Source organism: Microcoleus sp. Pol12B4 (genome assembly GCF_036701385.1).
Taxonomy (GTDB): Bacteria; Cyanobacteriota; Cyanobacteriia; order Cyanobacteriales; family Microcoleaceae; genus Microcoleus.
Window position 1 is genome coordinate 1 of record NZ_JAUBQR010000143.1, and the last position, 17,726, is coordinate 17,726.

Annotated in this window: 18 protein-coding genes; 11 read left to right on the plus strand and 7 right to left on the minus strand. The window is 46.9% G+C overall.

Annotated features, from left to right (window positions below):
* Positions 1-723, plus strand: a 723-nt coding sequence (locus QUA38_RS19030) for an aminotransferase class I/II-fold pyridoxal phosphate-dependent enzyme (protein ID WP_333164453.1), incomplete at its 5' end; no start/stop codon positions are given.
* A gap of 212 nt (positions 724-935) precedes the next feature.
* On the opposite strand, the gene QUA38_RS19035 is transcribed toward QUA38_RS19030, so the two are convergent.
* Both QUA38_RS19035 and dapF read right to left on the minus strand, forming a co-directional pair.
* On the minus strand, positions 936-2,078 hold the full coding sequence (locus tag QUA38_RS19035; protein WP_333164455.1) for a hypothetical protein: 1,143 nt from the start codon (positions 2,076-2,078) through the stop codon (positions 936-938).
* Positions 2,079-2,307: 229 nt separating this feature from the next.
* Positions 2,308-3,150, minus strand: coding sequence for a diaminopimelate epimerase (gene dapF / locus QUA38_RS19040; RefSeq protein ID WP_333164457.1), 843 nt, complete (start codon positions 3,148-3,150; stop codon positions 2,308-2,310).
* Positions 3,151-3,462: 312 nt separating this feature from the next.
* Here dapF and QUA38_RS19045 point away from each other — a divergent pair, with 312 nt between their 5' ends.
* Positions 3,463-3,675, plus strand: coding sequence for an Hfq-related RNA-binding protein (locus QUA38_RS19045; RefSeq protein ID WP_333164459.1), 213 nt, complete (start codon positions 3,463-3,465; stop codon positions 3,673-3,675).
* A gap of 270 nt (positions 3,676-3,945) precedes the next feature.
* Here QUA38_RS19045 and QUA38_RS19050 read toward each other — a convergent pair whose 3' ends face one another.
* Positions 3,946-6,261, minus strand: coding sequence for a cation:proton antiporter (locus QUA38_RS19050; RefSeq protein WP_333164461.1), 2,316 nt, complete (start codon positions 6,259-6,261; stop codon positions 3,946-3,948).
* Positions 6,262-6,867: 606 nt separating this feature from the next.
* Here QUA38_RS19050 and QUA38_RS19055 point away from each other — a divergent pair.
* The 8 genes from QUA38_RS19055 to QUA38_RS19090 all read left to right on the plus strand — a co-directional run bounded on the left by QUA38_RS19055 (position 6,868) and on the right by QUA38_RS19090 (position 13,833).
* Entirely contained in the window at positions 6,868-7,032 is a 165-nt protein-coding gene (locus QUA38_RS19055; RefSeq protein WP_333164463.1) for a hypothetical protein, read from the plus strand.
* A gap of 36 nt (positions 7,033-7,068) precedes the next feature.
* Positions 7,069-8,130, plus strand: a complete 1,062-nt coding sequence (locus QUA38_RS19060; RefSeq protein ID WP_333164466.1) for an NADH:flavin oxidoreductase/NADH oxidase — start codon at positions 7,069-7,071, stop codon at positions 8,128-8,130.
* Between the two features lie 149 nt (positions 8,131-8,279).
* Positions 8,280-8,423 (plus strand): hypothetical protein, encoded by a 144-nt coding sequence (locus QUA38_RS19065; RefSeq protein ID WP_333164469.1) that lies wholly within the window; start codon positions 8,280-8,282, stop codon positions 8,421-8,423.
* Positions 8,424-8,619: 196 nt separating this feature from the next.
* Positions 8,620-9,525 (plus strand): D-hexose-6-phosphate mutarotase, encoded by a 906-nt coding sequence (locus QUA38_RS19070; protein ID WP_333164471.1) that lies wholly within the window; start codon positions 8,620-8,622, stop codon positions 9,523-9,525.
* A 334-nt stretch (positions 9,526-9,859) separates the two neighbouring features.
* Complete coding sequence (locus tag QUA38_RS19075; RefSeq protein ID WP_333164474.1) at positions 9,860-11,386, plus strand: phosphomannomutase/phosphoglucomutase; 1,527 nt, start codon at positions 9,860-9,862, stop codon at positions 11,384-11,386.
* Between the two features lie 52 nt (positions 11,387-11,438).
* Positions 11,439-11,666, plus strand: coding sequence for a hypothetical protein (locus QUA38_RS19080; protein WP_333039991.1), 228 nt, complete (start codon positions 11,439-11,441; stop codon positions 11,664-11,666).
* Between the two features lie 481 nt (positions 11,667-12,147).
* Positions 12,148-13,089, plus strand: a complete 942-nt coding sequence (locus QUA38_RS19085) for a M23 family metallopeptidase (RefSeq protein ID WP_333164486.1) — start codon at positions 12,148-12,150, stop codon at positions 13,087-13,089.
* 207 nt (positions 13,090-13,296) lie between these two features.
* Positions 13,297-13,833 carry a late competence development ComFB family protein gene (locus tag QUA38_RS19090; RefSeq protein WP_333164476.1) on the plus strand — a complete coding sequence of 179 codons (537 nt, stop codon included), beginning with the start codon at positions 13,297-13,299 and terminating at the stop codon, positions 13,831-13,833.
* Positions 13,834-14,129: 296 nt separating this feature from the next.
* Here QUA38_RS19090 and psb29 read toward each other — a convergent pair whose 3' ends face one another.
* Both psb29 and QUA38_RS19100 read right to left on the minus strand, forming a co-directional pair.
* Positions 14,130-14,843, minus strand: coding sequence for a photosystem II biogenesis protein Psp29 (psb29, locus tag QUA38_RS19095; protein ID WP_333164479.1), 714 nt, complete (start codon positions 14,841-14,843; stop codon positions 14,130-14,132).
* Positions 14,844-14,850: 7 nt separating this feature from the next.
* On the minus strand, positions 14,851-14,991 hold the full coding sequence (locus QUA38_RS19100) for a hypothetical protein (RefSeq protein WP_333164481.1): 141 nt from the start codon (positions 14,989-14,991) through the stop codon (positions 14,851-14,853).
* A 193-nt stretch (positions 14,992-15,184) separates the two neighbouring features.
* Between QUA38_RS19100 and QUA38_RS19105 the strand changes: the two genes are divergently transcribed.
* Positions 15,185-15,805 carry a chromophore lyase CpcT/CpeT gene (locus tag QUA38_RS19105; protein WP_333164482.1) on the plus strand — a complete coding sequence of 207 codons (621 nt, stop codon included), beginning with the start codon at positions 15,185-15,187 and terminating at the stop codon, positions 15,803-15,805.
* Positions 15,806-16,050: 245 nt separating this feature from the next.
* Here QUA38_RS19105 and QUA38_RS19110 read toward each other — a convergent pair whose 3' ends face one another.
* A complete protein-coding gene (locus QUA38_RS19110; RefSeq protein WP_006631392.1) occupies positions 16,051-16,413 on the minus strand; it encodes an STAS domain-containing protein in 363 nt (120 codons plus the stop codon).
* Between the two features lie 57 nt (positions 16,414-16,470).
* A complete protein-coding gene (hemF, locus tag QUA38_RS19115; protein ID WP_333164484.1) occupies positions 16,471-17,514 on the minus strand; it encodes an oxygen-dependent coproporphyrinogen oxidase in 1,044 nt (347 codons plus the stop codon).
* Between the last annotated feature and the right edge of the window lie 212 nt (positions 17,515-17,726).

A 17,726-nucleotide genomic window follows, 5' to 3' on the forward strand; every position in this document is an offset into this window, starting at 1 on the left:
GACTGGGTAATTGACTTAGCCGACATTCCCGACAGCGTAGCCGAACAAGCCAAAATACTCTATTTCAATTATCCCAGTAATCCGACTGGAGCAACTGCACCCCGCGAATTTTACAAAGATATTGTTGCTTTCGCACACAAACATCAAATCTTGCTGGTTCACGACTTGTGTTATGCGGAATTAGCCTTTGACGGCTATCAACCGACAAGTTTATTAGAAATTCCCGGCGGGAAAGAAATCGGTGTTGAATTTCACACCATGTCCAAAACTTACAATATGGCCGGCTGGCGCGTCGGTTTTGTAGTAGGAAATAGCAAGATTATTCAAGGTTTGCGGACATTAAAAACTAACCTAGATTACGGTATATTTTCCGCATTGCAAACAGCCGCTGAAACAGCACTGCAATTGCCGGATAGTTACTTGCACGAAGTGCAGAATCGTTACAGGACTCGCCGCGATTTCATGGTGGAAGGATTGGCAGAATTAGGGTGGAATATTCCTAAACCTCTGGCTGCAATGTATCTTTGGGTTCCCTGCACTCCGGGCATGAGTTCGACTGATTTTGCCCTGAATGTTTTGCAGCAAACGGGTGTTGTGGTGACTCCTGGCAATGCTTTTGGACCCGGCGGCGAAGGATATGTGAGAATTAGTTTAATTGCAGATTGCGATCGCTTGGGAGAAGCCCTGCGGCGCATGAAACAAGCAAACATTCGCTATCAATAGTCATGGTCATGAGTCATTAGTCATTGGTCATTAGTTAATAGTTAACAGCTAACAACTAATAACTATTTAATCAAGATTGAGGACAAATGAAATCAGTTAATAAGGGTAAAGCGCTAAAACCAGGGGCTTTCCGCTCGTTCTTTGCTGATATTCGGCGCACGCTACAAATAGGGGTAAGCTGGGCCGAATATCACCCTACAAATGACAAATAACTATAACGCTTGAATTTGCTCAATCACCCAATCAAAAGTTTGTATAACTTGCTTGAGGGCAGATTCGTCTTGCAAAGTAAACAAAGCCAGACTCGGCGACCTTCTCTCGCCCGGTTCTGTAGGTAGCGACAGACCGATCGAACTCAGTTTACTTCTCAATTCCAGCCAATTGTGTTCCCCATTAAACGGCGGTTGGGAACCGTAATTGTCAGCAGAAATCTCCATTCTGCCAGTAATATCTACAGTGAATAACTGATAGGGTTTTCTTCCTCTGTGAGCCAATTGAGCGGCGAAACCACCGTAGGCGTCCCCCGTTCCCCACTGGATTTGAACTTCGGGTTCTTGACTTTTGGCCCACAGGTAAATTGCTTTTGCCATTTGCGCCTCGTCCGCTCCCCGTCTAGCTTTGATTTCCGCAAAAAATGAAGATTCATCCCAGCGCCTTCTTTCGCGCGTTGCGCTGGATTTTTTCTGCTGTGCTTCCGCTGTCTGACCGATCACTCTGGGAACCAAAGTTCTGAGGCCGTCTTCACTTACATACTGCTTAATTTCCAGGGCCAAAACTTCAACCGGGTCCATTTGTTCGTTGAGAAATTCCACAACTCGGCGCATTTCAGCGGAAATCTCGTCAGCTACAAACACTAAGCGAACTTTACCCGCTTGCAAATTAGTTTTAACCTTCTGCCAAAATCTGTCTTCATTAGCATCCGCACCGAGAAACTCTTCAAAAATCTGTTCGGGATCGCGACCCCGATCGCGACAATTAGCTTCAAACAGAGAAATAATTGAATCGATCGGCCAGTAAAACAACGCATTAGCAGCATAGTCGATCGACTGACCCAAAACTTTTTGCCGCAGTTCGGCATTAGGAGTTCGCCGGACATCCACCAAAGTAGGAACTGCATTTTGGTCGAGAAACAAATGATCCAGCGACCACTGCACCGCTGTTTCCTCATCGCTGGGTGCAGCTTCCCGCGAAATTAACAGCCACCTCCGCGCCGTCGCCCGATCGATTTGGTCTCCCGCGATCAAATTAGGATAAGTTACTAGCAAGTCTTGTAACTGGTCTTCCGAGTCGTAGGGCTGTTCCATCATTTCTACCAGCCTGTCGTCGTCCTGAATCAGATAAATACCTCCTGCCATGCAAGCCCACCTACTTAATTTTAGATTTTAGATTTTAGATTTTAGATTTCAGGCTTAGTTATTAGTCTTCAGTCTTCAGTCTGCAGCCAATGACTTGTTAAGGCAGAAGGCATTGGTCTGAATTCAATAAAAACTTTGATTTCAATAATTTTTATTGCTTGTTAATTCAACAAAAAATTCTTTCTGACTAATGACTGATGACTAATAACTAATGACTAATGACTGATGACTAATCACTCATACAACCAGTAAATACTCGCTGTGCCGGCCCGGTCATGTAAATCCGCCCAGAAACTTCTGCCCATTCGATTTCCAAAACGCCGCCGGGAAGCTCAACTGCAGTTACCCGATCGCACTTCCCTACCAACACCCCAGCTACCACAGCAGCACAAGCACCAGTCCCACAAGCTAGAGTAACACCAGCGCCTCTTTCCCACACCCGCATTTTTACGTAGTCTGAACGTATCACTTGAATAAACTCCGTATTGGTACGCTGCGGGAATGCTTTGTTGTGCTCGAATTGAGGCCCGACAGTTTCTAAAGCAACAGCCGCAACATCCTCTAGAAAAGTAATGCAGTGAGGATTTCCCATGCTGACACAGGTAACAGACCAAGATTTATCAGCCACTTCGATCGGCACATCTATAGCTTTGGCATCCGGTGCAGCCAAAGTTGTCGGGATTTCCGCAGCCAGCAGCCGGGGAACCCCCATATCCACTTTCACCTGACCGTCCGATCGCAATTCCGGGGTAATCACACCAGCCAGAGTGTGGATACGGTAGTGAGTTTTCGCCTCTGACCCTTCCAAATCGGCGATAAACTTAGCCAAACAGCGAATCCCGTTGCCGCACATTTCCGGTTCCGAACCGTCGGAGTTAAAAATCCGCATCGTATAGTCAGTGTCGTTTTGACCCGGAAGAGCAAAGATCACACCGTCTGCGCCAATCCCGAAATGTCGATCGCACAAATCCACAGCTTGTTCTGGCGTGATCGCTGGTTCTGACGAGTGGCGGTTGTCAATCAGAATAAAATCATTTCCCAGTCCCTGATACTTCGCAAACTCGATCGGCATAAAAACAAACCTCTTTTGGTTAAAACGGATTAGATAATTTGATGACCCAATTACCCATTTCCTAGTATTATAAAACTTTATGCAATTTATAGTCCTTTCTAGTCAAATATCAACAAATATAATTTTTATAACTCTACAGGGATATCTAATTAATGCTGATGTCAATGGCTCAATGAATATCGGTAGAAAAGTAACCGTCAATGGGTTTCTCTGTCATCGGGTACAGGCACTTGTAATTGTGGCAGTAAGGTTTAAACGGTATAAACAGAAGAATATGGTTTAAGGTAATATTTGACTATATTTTTCGGAACTATGTCTGAATTTGAAACCGGATTGCCCAGCGTTCGCTTAATACAAAGCTACATCAAAGACAAACAACAGGTGGAGCTCAAACTCCTGACCGGGGACTTATTAGCTGGCAGAATTTTTTGGCAGGATAATAGCTGCATTTGCCTCCTAGATCCCTCAGAAACACAAATTCTGATCTCGCGGCCAGCAATTGCTTATCTCAAACCCAACGGCTGAGGAGACGGGGAGAGTGGGAGAGGGGCAGGGCTGTTTCATTCTCACCAAAAACATGAATTTTGACTCTTGTAGTGCCAAGAGTGCCTACCCCCGACCTAGACGATTCGATTAGCAGATCAGACCAAGAGGGCCGGCAGGGGGGCACGGCCCCTAGGTCGAATGAAACAGCCCTGGGAAGAGAGGGAGATTGGGAGAGGGGAAAAATCTTCCCTCTTCCTTCTTCCCTCTTCGCTCTTCCCTCTTCCTTCTTCCTTCTTCCCTCTTCCTTCCCTAATCGCTAAACAGCTTTTCGCTGACTTGGACCTTGACCAAAGGCAGCTTTAAAGCAGGTTGCGGCATCGGTGGTGAGGCAGTCCGCTGCATCAAGCCGAGCTCGTAGAAGCCGCCGCACAGCAGCAAACGATCGCCTTCTTGCAAATTGCTAGTTCCGTCGGGCCAGCGAGTAAATTTCCCTTCCCGGCGGATCGCCCGCACCTGCACCCCGTACTGGGTCAGCAAATCTACCTCTGACAGTTTTTTGCCCGCCCAAGGGCTGTTTGCTGGTAGCCTCAGCCACTGGCAAGAACTGTCGCCCTGCGGTACTGCAACTTCTCCCTTCGCCAGCAACTCAAAACTGATGAGTTCTTCCGGTTCTCCCACTACAAAAAGTCGATCGCCCGGCTGCAAAGCTGTCTTCCCGTTAGGATAATCAATTTCCTCGCCATTCTCGCGGACGATCGCCATTACGCTGACGCCTGTCAACTGCCGCAAGTTAGTTTCTTCCAGAGTCATGCTGGCGATGGGAGAACCCGACGGCAAGCTGTACCACTCGCTGTTCATATCTCGAACCGCCACTTTCAAATCCCGCGAAACCGCCAAAGGTTCCCGCGGTGGCCGCAATTCCAGATAGCGACTGCTGCGAATTTGCTGCACATCCCGCCCGATCGCCATTGCCGAGAGTCCCATGCCAGCGAGCAAGTGAGAAGACAGTTCTAAACTGGCTTCAAACTCCGGCTGCACGACTTCCCAGGCCCCCAGTTGGTAAAGCAGTTCGATGTCTTTATCTTGGTTCGCGCACACCACAATATCCAAATCCGGGACTAATTCTAAAGCCCGCTTCAGACATAAACGAGTGCTCATGGGATCGGGAAGGGCGATCGCCATTGCTTTTGCCCGTTCCACCCGGGCGGCTTCCAATACGTGCAAGCTGGCAGCATTCCCATAAATGTAAGGAATTCCTTGCACTCTACACTCTTGAATTCTACTTTCTGACTCGTCGATCACCACAACTGAACAGTTGCGGCTTTGCAGCATTTTGACTAAAATTCTGCCGACTCGCCCGTAGCCGCAAACCACAACATAATTTTGTTCCGGCAAAGTTTCAGCTATTGCCACAGGTTGAGATGTTTCGTCAAAATAGCGCTGCAAAGGCCCAAAATTTTCCGCCCATTTCAATAACTGCGGCACGCTTCTCAACACAAACGGAGTCAGCACGAGGGTGACTGCTGTCGTGCCTAAAATTAACAGGTAAACGTTCCGCGAAACCAGCCCCATAGCTTGGCCGGCACTAGCGAGTACAAAGGAGAATTCTCCTATTTGAGCTAAGCCCAAACCTGTGATCAATGCTGTTTTTAGCGGATAGCCAAATAGTCGGACGATCGGCGCGACGATCAAGAATTTGCCGACAAATACTAGAAATACCAGTCCCAGAATTAATTCTAGATGGTTCCACAGAAACACCGGGTCAATTAACATTCCGATGGTGACAAAAAATAAGGATGCAAAAATATCTCGCAAAGGCTCGACGTAAGTTAGAGTTTGGTCGGCATATTCCACCTCCGAAATCATTAAACCCGCCACAAATGCGCCCATCTCGATCGAAAAACCCAAATATTCTGTCAGTAGCGCAATCCCTAAAGCCAAAACCACAACTCCGAGCAAAAACAGTTCCCGGCTTTCTGTTTTCGCCAAATAGCGCAGCAACTGCGGTACCATCCAAATGCCCGCGACTACAGCACCGATAGCAAATAACCCGATCCGCAGCAGGGCCCACGCTACCGTCATGCCGATCTCTTCTGCTGGCTGATTGAGTGCCGGCAAAACTGCTAGCATTAGCCCCAAAGCTAAATCTTGAACTACTAATATTCCCAGCATGACTTGACCGTGGGAAGTACCGGATTCATTGCGCTCCATCAAGCACTTGAGTACAACTGCAGTCGAAGAAAGCGACAGAATCGCCCCTAAAAACACCCCTTGAGCGGGCGATTCTACCCAGCCTACACCCAAGGAAATTGCAGTAGTAAAGGCGATCGTCAGCACAATTTGCAAGCCCCCTCCGCCCAAACTAATGGTTTTAACTTTCTGGAGTTCAGCGAAAGAAAATTCTACTCCCAAGGCAAACAACAGAAAGGCAACCCCGAATTTAGCCAGGGTGTCTACCTGAATTAATTCTTTAATCAGCCCGAAACCTGCCGGCCCAACTACGATCCCTCCCAGGAGATACCCGAGAATTACCGGCTGTCGCAAAAGCGATGCAAAGAGTCCTCCTGCTGCGGCAGCAGCGAGAACTAGAACTAAGTCAACGATCAGTCGGAAGTCTTCTTGCACAAGTTTATGAAAAAAATATAAAGTTATATTATAGTATCTAATGTGTTGACTATGTTTAGTGGGTTGACTGTAGTGGGGCACCGAGGGCAACTGCAACTATAGAACCAGGTATTTTCTGATACCAAAGAGTTTATCTCCTCACAAAAAGCTTAATGTCTTACAACTCGATCGAGGCATGGGGGCTTGATTTGGGGTAATGTTTCACCTCAATCCGATGAGCGGGGAAAGATTAAATCAAGTTACTTTTTTTAATCAATTCCAGGCTGGGTGGAGTGAAGTTGATTACTTTTTTGTAGGGAGAGGTTCTATCATGTGTACGTTCACCGATCGCCGATCGGTAAAAAAAATTAGTTGAAATCGTTTTTAGTCAAGCCATGCTTGCGGATTTACCCAATCTACTGCATAATTACTCTGACACTTTTGTGTTTTTTTATAGAAATCCCCGGTTTTGCTAACAATAAAGATTTAGGTTTTAGACAAGTAATTTTGTCGTTGCTCTTGATACCTCAAAATGACAAGTCCATTCGGGATATAGGTTGACAAATCTGCCGTCGCACCTGTAAAGACTTCACTAGAGGCGATCGAGTCCCTCACTGACTCCCGTATTTGCTCGGTGACGAACTGAGCATTGCCAATTTCTACCTAATTTCAGTCTTCACCTACCTATCCCAGACCGCAGAGTACGAAGCAACGATCGCGCAAACTTCAAAGCTGCGGACTTGGTGGAATGAGGTCAGTCAACTTCCCAGCGTCAATAAAGTCTGTACTTGACATCTGTGCATTTATATAACTCACGGGTTTACAACCATGCCGCATTTATTTGAGCCATTCGATCAACGTGGCGTTAGCTTCCGAAATCGCATTGCAGTTTCTCCCATGTGTCAATATTCAAGCGTTGATGGATTCGCGAATGATTGGCATCTGGTTCATCTCGTCAGTCGAGCCGTAGGAGGGGCCGGGCTGGTGATGACTGAAGCAGCGGCAGTCGAGCCTGAAGGACGAATTACGCCGCAAGATTTGGGAATCTGGCAAGATGCTCACATTGAAATGTTGGCGCGAATCGTTGAGTTAATTCACCGCAATGGTGCGGTTGCTGGAATTCAAATTGCTCATGCAGGTCGAAAAGCCAGTACAGCAGCTCCGTGGGATGGCGGCGATGTGCTTTCGGAATCTCAAGGAGGATGGACTTCGATCGCCCCTAGCGCCATTCCATTTGAACCCGGTACCACCGCCCCTAGCGCTCTGAGTATCGAAGAAATTCAGAAGCAGACGACACTCTTTGTGAACGCAGCCCAACGCGCCCTCGAAGCCGGATTTGACGTAATAGAGATCCATGCGGCTCACGGCTACCTATTGCATGAATTTATGTCTCCCTTGAGCAATCAACGGACAGATGAGTATGGTGGCAGTTTTGAGAATCGCATCCGGTTTTTATGTGAAGTCGTAGAAGCGGTGCGAAATGTTTTGCCCGATCGAACACCGCTTTGGGTTCGCATCTCTGCAACCGATTGGCTTCCAAATGGTTGGGACATTGAACAAAGTATTGTACTCAGCTATAAATTAAAGTCACTGGGCGTTGATTTAATCGATTGTTCCTCAGGCGCAATTGTACCGGGTGAAAAAATTCCGACGGGTGCAGGTTATCAAACTACCTTTGCCGATCGCATTCGACGCTCCGCGAACATCGCCACCGGAGCCGTTGGTATGATTACTGCACCCGCGCAGGCCGACCACATCATCCTTACAGGTCAAGCAGATATGGTATTACTTGCCAGAGAAATGCTGCGCGATCCTTATTGGCCGATGCAGGCTGCGAAGCAACTACGTCAATCCGTGCCTGCTCCAGTTCAATACGCTCGCGCTTGGTAATTAAGCGGATTTGCGATCGTCGGTTTTACACAAATCCACTAGGAATTACTTGTTTAGTGTTTCTGTAAACCAGTCGCTCAATAAAGGCTTTTTTGATTCTGCGATCGCCTCAAGTACAAGGCACGTTCCCATCGCCGTGACGTGATTCGATGCCAACGCTAGCGGATGCAGTCAGTCGGATAGTGCTCTTTGCCCTGTTTTCGGCGTATTTCTGGCAATTGTCGCCTGAAATCACCCTCGAAGAGATGCGGAGTTTTGCAAATGCGCCGGCTTTTGATGAACTGCTGCATTAGCTTGCTTACAGGGAACTCAGCAAGGTGTGTCGGTGGGTTTGATCGCACATCCCCTCCCGATATGTAGGCACTCCCAATCCGTTTCTCTGAGTGCATCGTTGTGTCGATCGCACCTTCCCCCGTGCAACCCAACAATCTAATCAATCTAGCAACCATAATATCGGATAATTGTAAAGCAATTCACCAAGCCAACAGCATGAGTATTGACCAATTAAACACAGACTACGGCATTGCCGGGAACCTCACCTTCGCCACCGGAAACGGTGGTTTCCCGATGATTCACATCGACAACGGTCAAGCCAAAGCCTTAATTTCTGTGTATTCCGGTCAAGTGCTCTCCTTTCAACCCGCCGCCGAAACCACAGACTTGATGTTCGTCAGCGAAAAAGCCTACTACGCCGAAGGGAAAGCCATAAAAGGCGGTATACCCATCTGTTGGCCCTGGTTTGGCCCCGATCCCGAAGCCTTGGGGCGTCCGAGTCATGGGTTTGTGCGGAATCGCCTCTGGAATGTGCTAGAAACCGCCACAACTCCAGACGGCGCCACCAAAGTCACTCTCGGGCTCAAGGATACCGATGAAACTAGAGCAATTTGGCCGCAAGCCTTTGAACTGGCGATCGCAATTACGATCGGCACCAGCCTCACTGTAGAATTAATCACCCGCAATTTAGGCGACAAAGCATTTCCCCTCACCCAAGCTTTGCACACCTATTTCCAAGTCGGCGATATCAACCGCGTGCAGGTTTTAGGCTTAGAAAATAGCCAGTATCTTGATAAGGCTGATGGTGGTGTGGAAAAAACTCAAGTGGGTGCAGTGGTAGTAACAGGTGAAGTCGATCGCATTTATCTTGATGTCACCAATGAATTAGTCATTGACGATAGCGCCCTCAATCGCCGGATTCGCATTAAATCATCTGGTAGTAAATCCGTCGTAGTGTGGAATCCCTGGGTGACAATTTCTGCAAATATGGCCGACCTTGATGATGCCGATTATCAGCGTTTACTCTGCGTAGAAACGACCAATGCAGCTACAGATATTGTGGAAGTTCCCGCTCATGGTGAGTTCCGCTTGCAGGCCATTTACAGCGTTGAACGCGGCTAAGGAATTAGAGCTTAAGCTTAGCGGTGATGGGGCCAAAATTCCAGTAAGCTGTTCAACATTTCAATTGGATATTTTGGGCGTTGCTTAAATCCCACCCACAAGACGGGGATTGTTTCTTTAAATACAACTTAAATGCCGATTAGCTGATTGAATTGAAAAACTCTGTCACCCTAATGACTAATAATACCAAATCCAAAATTTCTCCCCTGTTTATTTCTTAGTCCGCGAAAGACGTTCGGCGAAAAGGAGTCGAACCGTCTAGTGGCAGACGAAAGTTTGTATGATAGGTTTCAACAGCCGACTCCTATTTTTGTAATTACCATCAATTATTATTATGCAAATCTTCAACTGGACAAAACTTCAAAATGGATCAGACATTCGCGGTATCGCCCTCGAAGGCGTTCCCAATGAAAAAGTCAACCTCACCCCCGAAATTGCGACAATCTTAGGTAAATCCTTTGTCAGTTGGCTGGTGCAAAAAGTCAATAAACCAGCGGCAGAATTAACGATCGCCATCGGGCGTGACAGTCGCCTATCAGGGCCAACCTTAATGCAAGCAGTCATGGAGGGAATCACCTCAGTTGGTGCAACTGTGTACGACTTTGAAATGGCCTCAACCCCCGCCATGTTTATGAGTACCATCACCCCTGGTTTTGATTGCGACGGCGCGATTATGCTCACTGCTAGCCATTTGCCCTTTAATCGAAATGGCTTAAAGTTTTTCACCGCCAAAGGTGGATTACAAAAACAGGATATTACAGATATCTTAACACTAGCCCAAAGCAATTACTTTCAGCCAACCTCATCGCCCGGTAAGATTACAAAGCATGATTTTATCTCTGTTTATGCTAACCAATTTGTCACAAAAATCCGGGAAGCAGTCAATCATCTCGATAACTTTGAGCAGCCGCTGACAGGATTAAAAATTGTTGTGGATGCAGGCAATGGTGCTGGCGGCTTTTATGTTGATAAAGTCTTAAAACCTTTAGGTGCAGACACCACGGGCAGTCAGTTTTTAGAACCCGATGGTACTTTCCCCAATCATGTGCCAAATCCCGAAGATAAACAGGCAATGCAGTCAATTTGTCAAGCGGTAATTGAACATCAAGCTGATTTTGGGATTATTTTTGATACCGATGTTGATCGCAGTGCGGCCGTCGATCAAGTTGGCAAGGAACTCAATCGCAATCGCTTAATTGCCTTGATTTCTGCGATCGTATTAAAAGAACACCCAGGCTCTACTATTGTCACCGATTCTATCACCTCCGATGGCTTGACACAATTCATCGAACAGGATCTAAAAGGGATTCACCATCGCTTTAAACGCGGCTACAAAAATGTGATTGACGAGTCGATTCGCCTCAATGAAGCCGGACAGGAATCATGGCTGGCGATTGAAACCTCTGGACATGGAGCTTTGAAAGAAAATTACTTTCTGGATGATGGCGCTTATTTGGTCAGCAAATTATTGATTGAATTGGCTAAGTCAAAGCTAGCAAATCAATCTTTGCCGGATTTAATTGCGAATTTAAAAGAACCCGAAGAAAGTGCAGAATTTCGGATTAAAATTGGGGTGGATGATTTCAAGGCTCACGGCGATCGGGTTATTCAACAACTGCAACAATTTGTCTCAACGCAAGCAGACTGGAAAATCGTTCCCAATAACTACGAAGGTCTGCGAATTTCCTGCACGTCAGCTAGCGAATCTGGCTGGTTTCTGTTACGCTTATCACTCCACGATCCGGTGATGCCTTTGAATGTGGAGTCTAATGTTAAGGGTGGTGTTGCTCACATAGTGGCTCGGCTTTTAGCTTTTTTCCAAACCACAGAATCCCTTGATTTTTCGGCATTATCGACCTAAGTGTTACTCGTGTCAGACTATTAGTCAACCAAACCCAAGGAGGAATTTAATCATGTGGCTGTTAATCATAAAATGTTCTGCTGCAAGCTGGGATACCCATTCCAAAGCTTTCAAAGCGATCGCTGCCAAATATCCTGCCACGCCTCTTTCTTCCAAAAAGATGAAAGGCGATGCTCAACGCATCATGGAATATCAGCTTGAGGATGTCAATGATGTAGAGGAATTTATGGAAGAATGCTTAACCTTAAATGGTTTCACCGCTACCTTTGAATCCCTATAAATTTAGGTGAGAGATTATAGCCATTCTGAATTTTTATCTCATACAATCTTAGATGTGAGATTTTAAAATAGGGAATCCATACTACTTTGTCAAAAACAGACTAGAATAACTAGAGACTTTGAAGAACGTTATCGCCGAATAAACGGCTACAACAGAATTAATTTAACAGCAAAAGAGTTAAAAATAATTCTGTTGTAGCGCCGTAAACTATAACTAATAGCAATTGTTAAAAATTATGCAATAGTAGCTAGGGTGGAAACGGTAGTGTGAGCGTCTGACTCAAGTGGGTTTTCCTCCCCGCACTGAATTTTTATTATTCTTATCACCTCAAGTTAAGTATTTATTTAAGTTAGTCTCTCATCTCCAAATCTTTGACCAAGCTTTTTACCTACGGCTGTTTCTCTCGAATCATTGCGGATTGGTATAGTTAGTCTAGATATTAAAAATATATCAGCGAGACAAAGGTTAAGGACAGCTAGTGATGGTAATGACTGTGAATCGAGACAACTGCGGGCTAAGTAGGGAAATAATTACAGGTCGGATTTTGCGCTGGGGGCAGTTGAAAGCAAACAAGCTAGCCGCCAGTTCGATCGGGGGAATTGTTGCTGGTATTCTAAGTTTTGCCCTGCCGGTGCAAGCTTTGCAGGTAGTTGTGACGCCGACAAATCCCCAACTGGGAGATACGCTGTCAGTAATTATTCAGGTTGACGGTAACGGCGGGGAAACTCCAACAGTTTCTCTACAGCAAAAAAAATACCCCGCGTTTCCGATCGGGAACGGTCGCTTTCGGGCCCTGCTGCCGACGACGCCGGTAGAGAAACCCGGTGCCCGCCTTCTTCAAGTCGCAGGTGATGGACAAGTGCAGAAGTTGAGCGTGCAAGTGCGCGATCGAGATTTTCCTACTCAATCCATCTGGCTACCTCCAGGCAAAGACGAGGAAGGTACAGATGCCGAATTCGATCGCGTAGACGCATTTAAAGCACTCGTGACACCCGAAAAATTTTGGGACGGCAAATTATTGCGCCCCAACTCCGGCGAAATTACCACGATTTACGGGGTGCGACGTTATTATAATGGGGTATTTGCTCAAGACTATTACCACCGCGGCGTTGATTACGCGGGTGCTTACGGTTCCGCTGTAGTCGCACCAGCAGCAGGCCGGGTGTCTCTAGTGGGACGCGAATCCCAAGGGTTCAAAATCCACGGGAATGTCGTTGGTCTTGACCACGGTCAGGGGGTAGCAAGTATTTTGATGCACCTCAGCCGGATTGATGTCAAGGAAGGCGATGTGGTGAAAGCTGGTCAAGTAATTGGTGCTTTGGGGTCAACGGGGGCTTCCACAGGCCCTCACCTGCATTGGGGACTTTACGTGCATGGGCAGTCCGTCGATCCTGTACCTTGGCGGCTTCAGGGAGTTGAGTAGGAGTTTTTACAGGTTTTGACGGATTTATAGTCAATTATGGGGTAAGTTTGTGGCTGGGGTGTGCAGATAACTGTTATTTGTTATCCGTATTGAGTTAGGATTTGTATAAAATTTCTCAACTCAACCCTCCAAACTCGAATCTCAAGACGCTAACAATTGCGTCTTCACAAAACTTTATTAATGATGCCGTTGAGCGGGGACGCATATATGAGTATTGAAAAAATTGTTGAACAGGCTTTGCAGGATGGCTATTTAACGCCGTCTATGGAAGCTGAGGTGGGACGGATCTGCAATACGGCTTCGGAATTGTCGATCGAAGAGTACATGGCTCTCGATCGTCTGATGGGATCTTTGTTGACTGGCGAAGTTGTGGTTCTGCCACGCAAACAGTTCATCAACGTGATGGAAGAGTTGGTGCTCAGCGATGCGATCGCTAGGGTAGCCGAAATTGAGGCGACGAGCGACCTTAGTCTCGATGTGGGAGACATCGCAGCTTATGCTTTAAATAGGCTGCCACCTCTGTACGCTACGACGGAAGAGGGAGCTCACTTTCAAAGGGCTAGGGCTAAAGAGCAACTTCACGATTTGATTTCCAAAGAAGTCAACGCAGCGATCGCCCGCAACTTGGATCGGCCCGACACCCCAAACCCCACAGCTTTGGGCAAGTCTTCTGGGAACGAAGTTCTTTCACAGCTAAGCACTTGGCTGCAAGCTAACGCCACTAATTTTGAGCAGCAGCCTTAGTACCACCCCAACAGCTCTATTTATGGTTAAGTTGATCCCGCTCAATTCAGAAAGCGGGATTTTTAGTTTCTGAGCAACCAACATCTGAAGGCACAAGGCCGAAGCCAGAATTCAAGAAAAAAATTAAAATTTAAGTGTTTTTTATTTTTTTACCTAAAATAAAAACCTCCTTCTTCTTCCTTGTTCCTGGCATCCGTTACATCTGTTATAGAATCCGTTGCCGAACTTCCTTGTTTCTGAGATCCGTTACATTCGTTATAGAATCCGTTGCCGAACTTCCTTCTTCCTTCAAACGATTAATTGTTGCTGTCCGAAGAGTCAGCCGAAGGGCCGACGGTAACTTTTGTCTCTCGTTTTTCGCGTTTTTTCCGTTCCGCTTGGATGACATCTTGAAGCACTATTCGCGCTTGGGCCATTTTTTCCAAATTGCTGCGGTACAAATCTAAATCTTTGCTAACTTTGTCTTTTGGCAGGTGTAATGCTGCACAGACTTTGGCGATCGCATCGTTTCGCGTTTCTTGGTCTTTTACCAAGTTAGGGTCAGCTTTTTCTAATAGCGAGAACAAACCGATCGCGAACAAGCGGCTGTACTTAAATTGAGGGTTGCTGGCGATCGCCCCTAAAGACGCTTGCAAATCCGCTGTATCTTCAAAGCTAGTCGAGCGATCGAGCCACGAGAGCAACTCTTGCCCGGAAAGTCTATCTGCCAAGCTTTCCAATCGCTGAGCGTCTTGCTTGTAGCGCTCTGGATCGTCTTCTAGCGACTTGCACAAAGCGTTAAAAATCGAAACTCTGTCTGCTTCTGGGGCGTACCCAAGCATGAATCGATCGAAAGCTGTCACTACACCCAAAGCATAAATCGGGTCGTATTGAAAATCGGCATTCGCCGAAAGCAAGTGCATTTCTACCATCAACTCTTCCACCACTCGACGGTAAATTGAGTTGATCGGTCGAGTGTGAATCGTATAGAAACTTCGCTTAGTATCTGAAACAGTACGGTTATTGTTCACCTGAGTCTTATAGATAAATAATTTTGCCGTAGCGGGCGTGCCAGCGCGGCGTGAGTAAAGTCGGGGGAGTCAATTCTGCGATCGGGCTGACAAAAATTGCCAGTTTTTTTAAGCGTTGCCGCCGGATTGCGAGACAAAATCTTATCAAAAATATTTTACGCGCGATCGGCAGCAACAATTAATATGTCGCAATAGGAGGGAAAAACCCCAGTATCTTTACAATCATAGCTTAGCTGGGATCGCTCATAAATCTAATCTTCTGACTTGCCCAGCCTAAATATGGTCTGGCGTATCACAATAAGTTGTTTTGTCAACCCCTAATCGTGAAAAATCAAACAAACATGACAATTTCTCCTGAATTAATAGCTTTAGCCCAGTACATGGCGGGCGAATTTGACAACCGTGAACAAGCGCTAGCAGACCCGGCGTGGTATGTCCACCTTCGTTTGTGGCAAAGACCACTACCGGTTCCTTTATTTTCCGAACCCAGCATTGTCCTGTTTGCCGAACAAGCCAACATTCTGGAATTAGATAAGCCATACCGCCCCCGCATCGTGCAACTGAGGCACTCACAGATAGCGCCGGGACTTATCGAAGCTCAGTATTATATGTTCCACGACATTACAGCCGTCAAAGGAGCCGGTTGCAACCCCGACTTGCTTGGAAAGCTAACGAAGGAGCAAATCCAACTCCTCCCCGGCTGCACCCTGTCGGTTGCAGTGCAAAATTTAGCCTCAAACAGCTATCGCTTTCGGGCATCTTTGCCGGAGGGCACTCGCTGCGGCTTTGCCTACGGGGGGCAAAATTACCAAGTAGACTTGGGATTTGAAGCCGCAGGCGAGGAATTTCTCAGCTACGACAAAGGAATAAACCCCACGACAGGCAAGGCTATCTGGGGAGCTTTAATGGGCCCTTTTAGATTTGTCAAGCGTCAGGATTTTGCTGCTGAGATATTGGTTTGAAGCAAGAAGCAACAAGAAACAAGGAAGAAAGATTTAGCTATCTAGGATAGAAGGCAAGACTTTACCTTGACCTATTCTTCTACTTTAGTGTTTTGGTGAACCTCTCAACCTCTCAAGAAAGGAAGAAAGCATAAGGAAGCTGGCAAGAATTTACCTGCTTCCTGTTCTTGTGCAGGGTTCCGGCGCATTTTGTGAGCCTCAAGCTTAAATTGCGCTTACACCGCAACCGATGCAAGCGGGAGTGGTCAACTTGCGCGCGGCACCCCCTCTAGAGCTTCTTCTTCCGTTTCAAAGATTTCAAACACAGAATCCATCATGGTGACTTCAAACACCAGTTTGGCTTCGGGATGAACATTGCAAATGCGGAAACTTCCCTTAACTTTATCCGCATCCCGCATACCTGCTACAAGTGAGGTCAGGCCAGAGCTATCGATAAAGTTAACCTGACCAAGATTCACTACAACATGGCGGCTAAGTTTGGAAATACACTCTTGCAACTTGAGGCGGAATTGCCAAGCTGTAGTGATGTCCAACCGTCCTGTCGGTGCTAAGACGATAACTGTTGTACCGTCTTGAAGCGTGTGGGTTTTTTGATCAATATGAATCACTGACCCTTCCCTCAAATTTATTATCTATCGCGGTGGTTACTGTCCCAGTAGTTTAACTCAGGTCGGTGACTGCTGAGGCATCCAATTCGCCCAATCTTGCGGTTTTAAGAACTTGGAGTAGAGTTCGGCTTCGGGAGAGTTGGGTTCTGGCTCGTAAGAGTATTCCCAGCGTACCAAAGGTGGCAGGGACATTAAAATCGATTCGGTGCGTCCGTTGGTCTGCAAGCCAAAGGTCGTGCCTCGATCGTACACCAAGTTAAATTCAACGTAACGGCCGCGGCGGTAAAGTTGGAAATTACGCTCGCGCTCGCCGTATTCTTTCGATCGGTGCTTTTCAATAATAGGGGTGTAAGCCGGCAAAAATGCCCGACCGCAATCCTGTACGAAGGCGAACAGCGACTCCCAAGTTCTAGGTTCCGGCACGCCGATGTTGTTGCTGCACTCAGCGGCTTTGCCTTTGACATGATGGTCGCGGTAAAGCGCGCCTTGAGCGCTTTGGTAGTCAAAAAACAGACCGCCCACGCCGCGCGTTTCTTGGCGGTGAGGCAAGTAGAAATATTCGTCGCACCAAAGTTTAAATGTCGGATAATATCCCGGATGGTGGCGATCGCAAGCTGCTTTCAGAGTTTTGTGAAAATGAGCCGCATCCTCAGCCAACGGGTAATAAGGAGTCAAATCGACACCGCCGCCAAACCACCAAATCGGGCCGGCCTCAAAATAGCGGTAATTCAGGTGAACCGTAGGCAAGTAGGGATTGCGGGGGTGCAGCACCATCGAAGTACCCGTGGCATAGAAATCGTGACCTGCAGCTTCTGGGTGCTTTGCCAGAATCAAAGCCGGCAAACTTTCGCCCCACACTTGGGAAAAATTGACTCCCCCTTGTTCAAACACGTCGCCTTCGCGCATGACGCGAGAACGTCCGCCGCCACCTTCGGAGCGTTCCCAAGAGTCTTCCTTAAATTTGCCAAGACCATCGAGCTGTTCGAGGGATTGACAAATTTCGTCTTGTAGGGTTTTCATAAATTGGCTGACTCTAGCTCTAGAGTCAGCGGGTGGCAAAAACGGGGAAGTGGCGGTTTTAAGTGTTGTAGAAACTGTCATAAAATTTTCTGTTGTCAGATTTGAGTTTTAGATGGGCGATGAATCCCAAATCCAGTCGTCATGTAATTATGCCACCGTAGGTCTGCAAATGATCGCTATGAAGTTACATTAAAAAATAGCAATAAAAATATACTTAAACCTGCGATCGAAAATTCGCAAACCCAATTGCAGAGCTATGGTGGAGAACACAATGCCCAATACACTCGATGTTA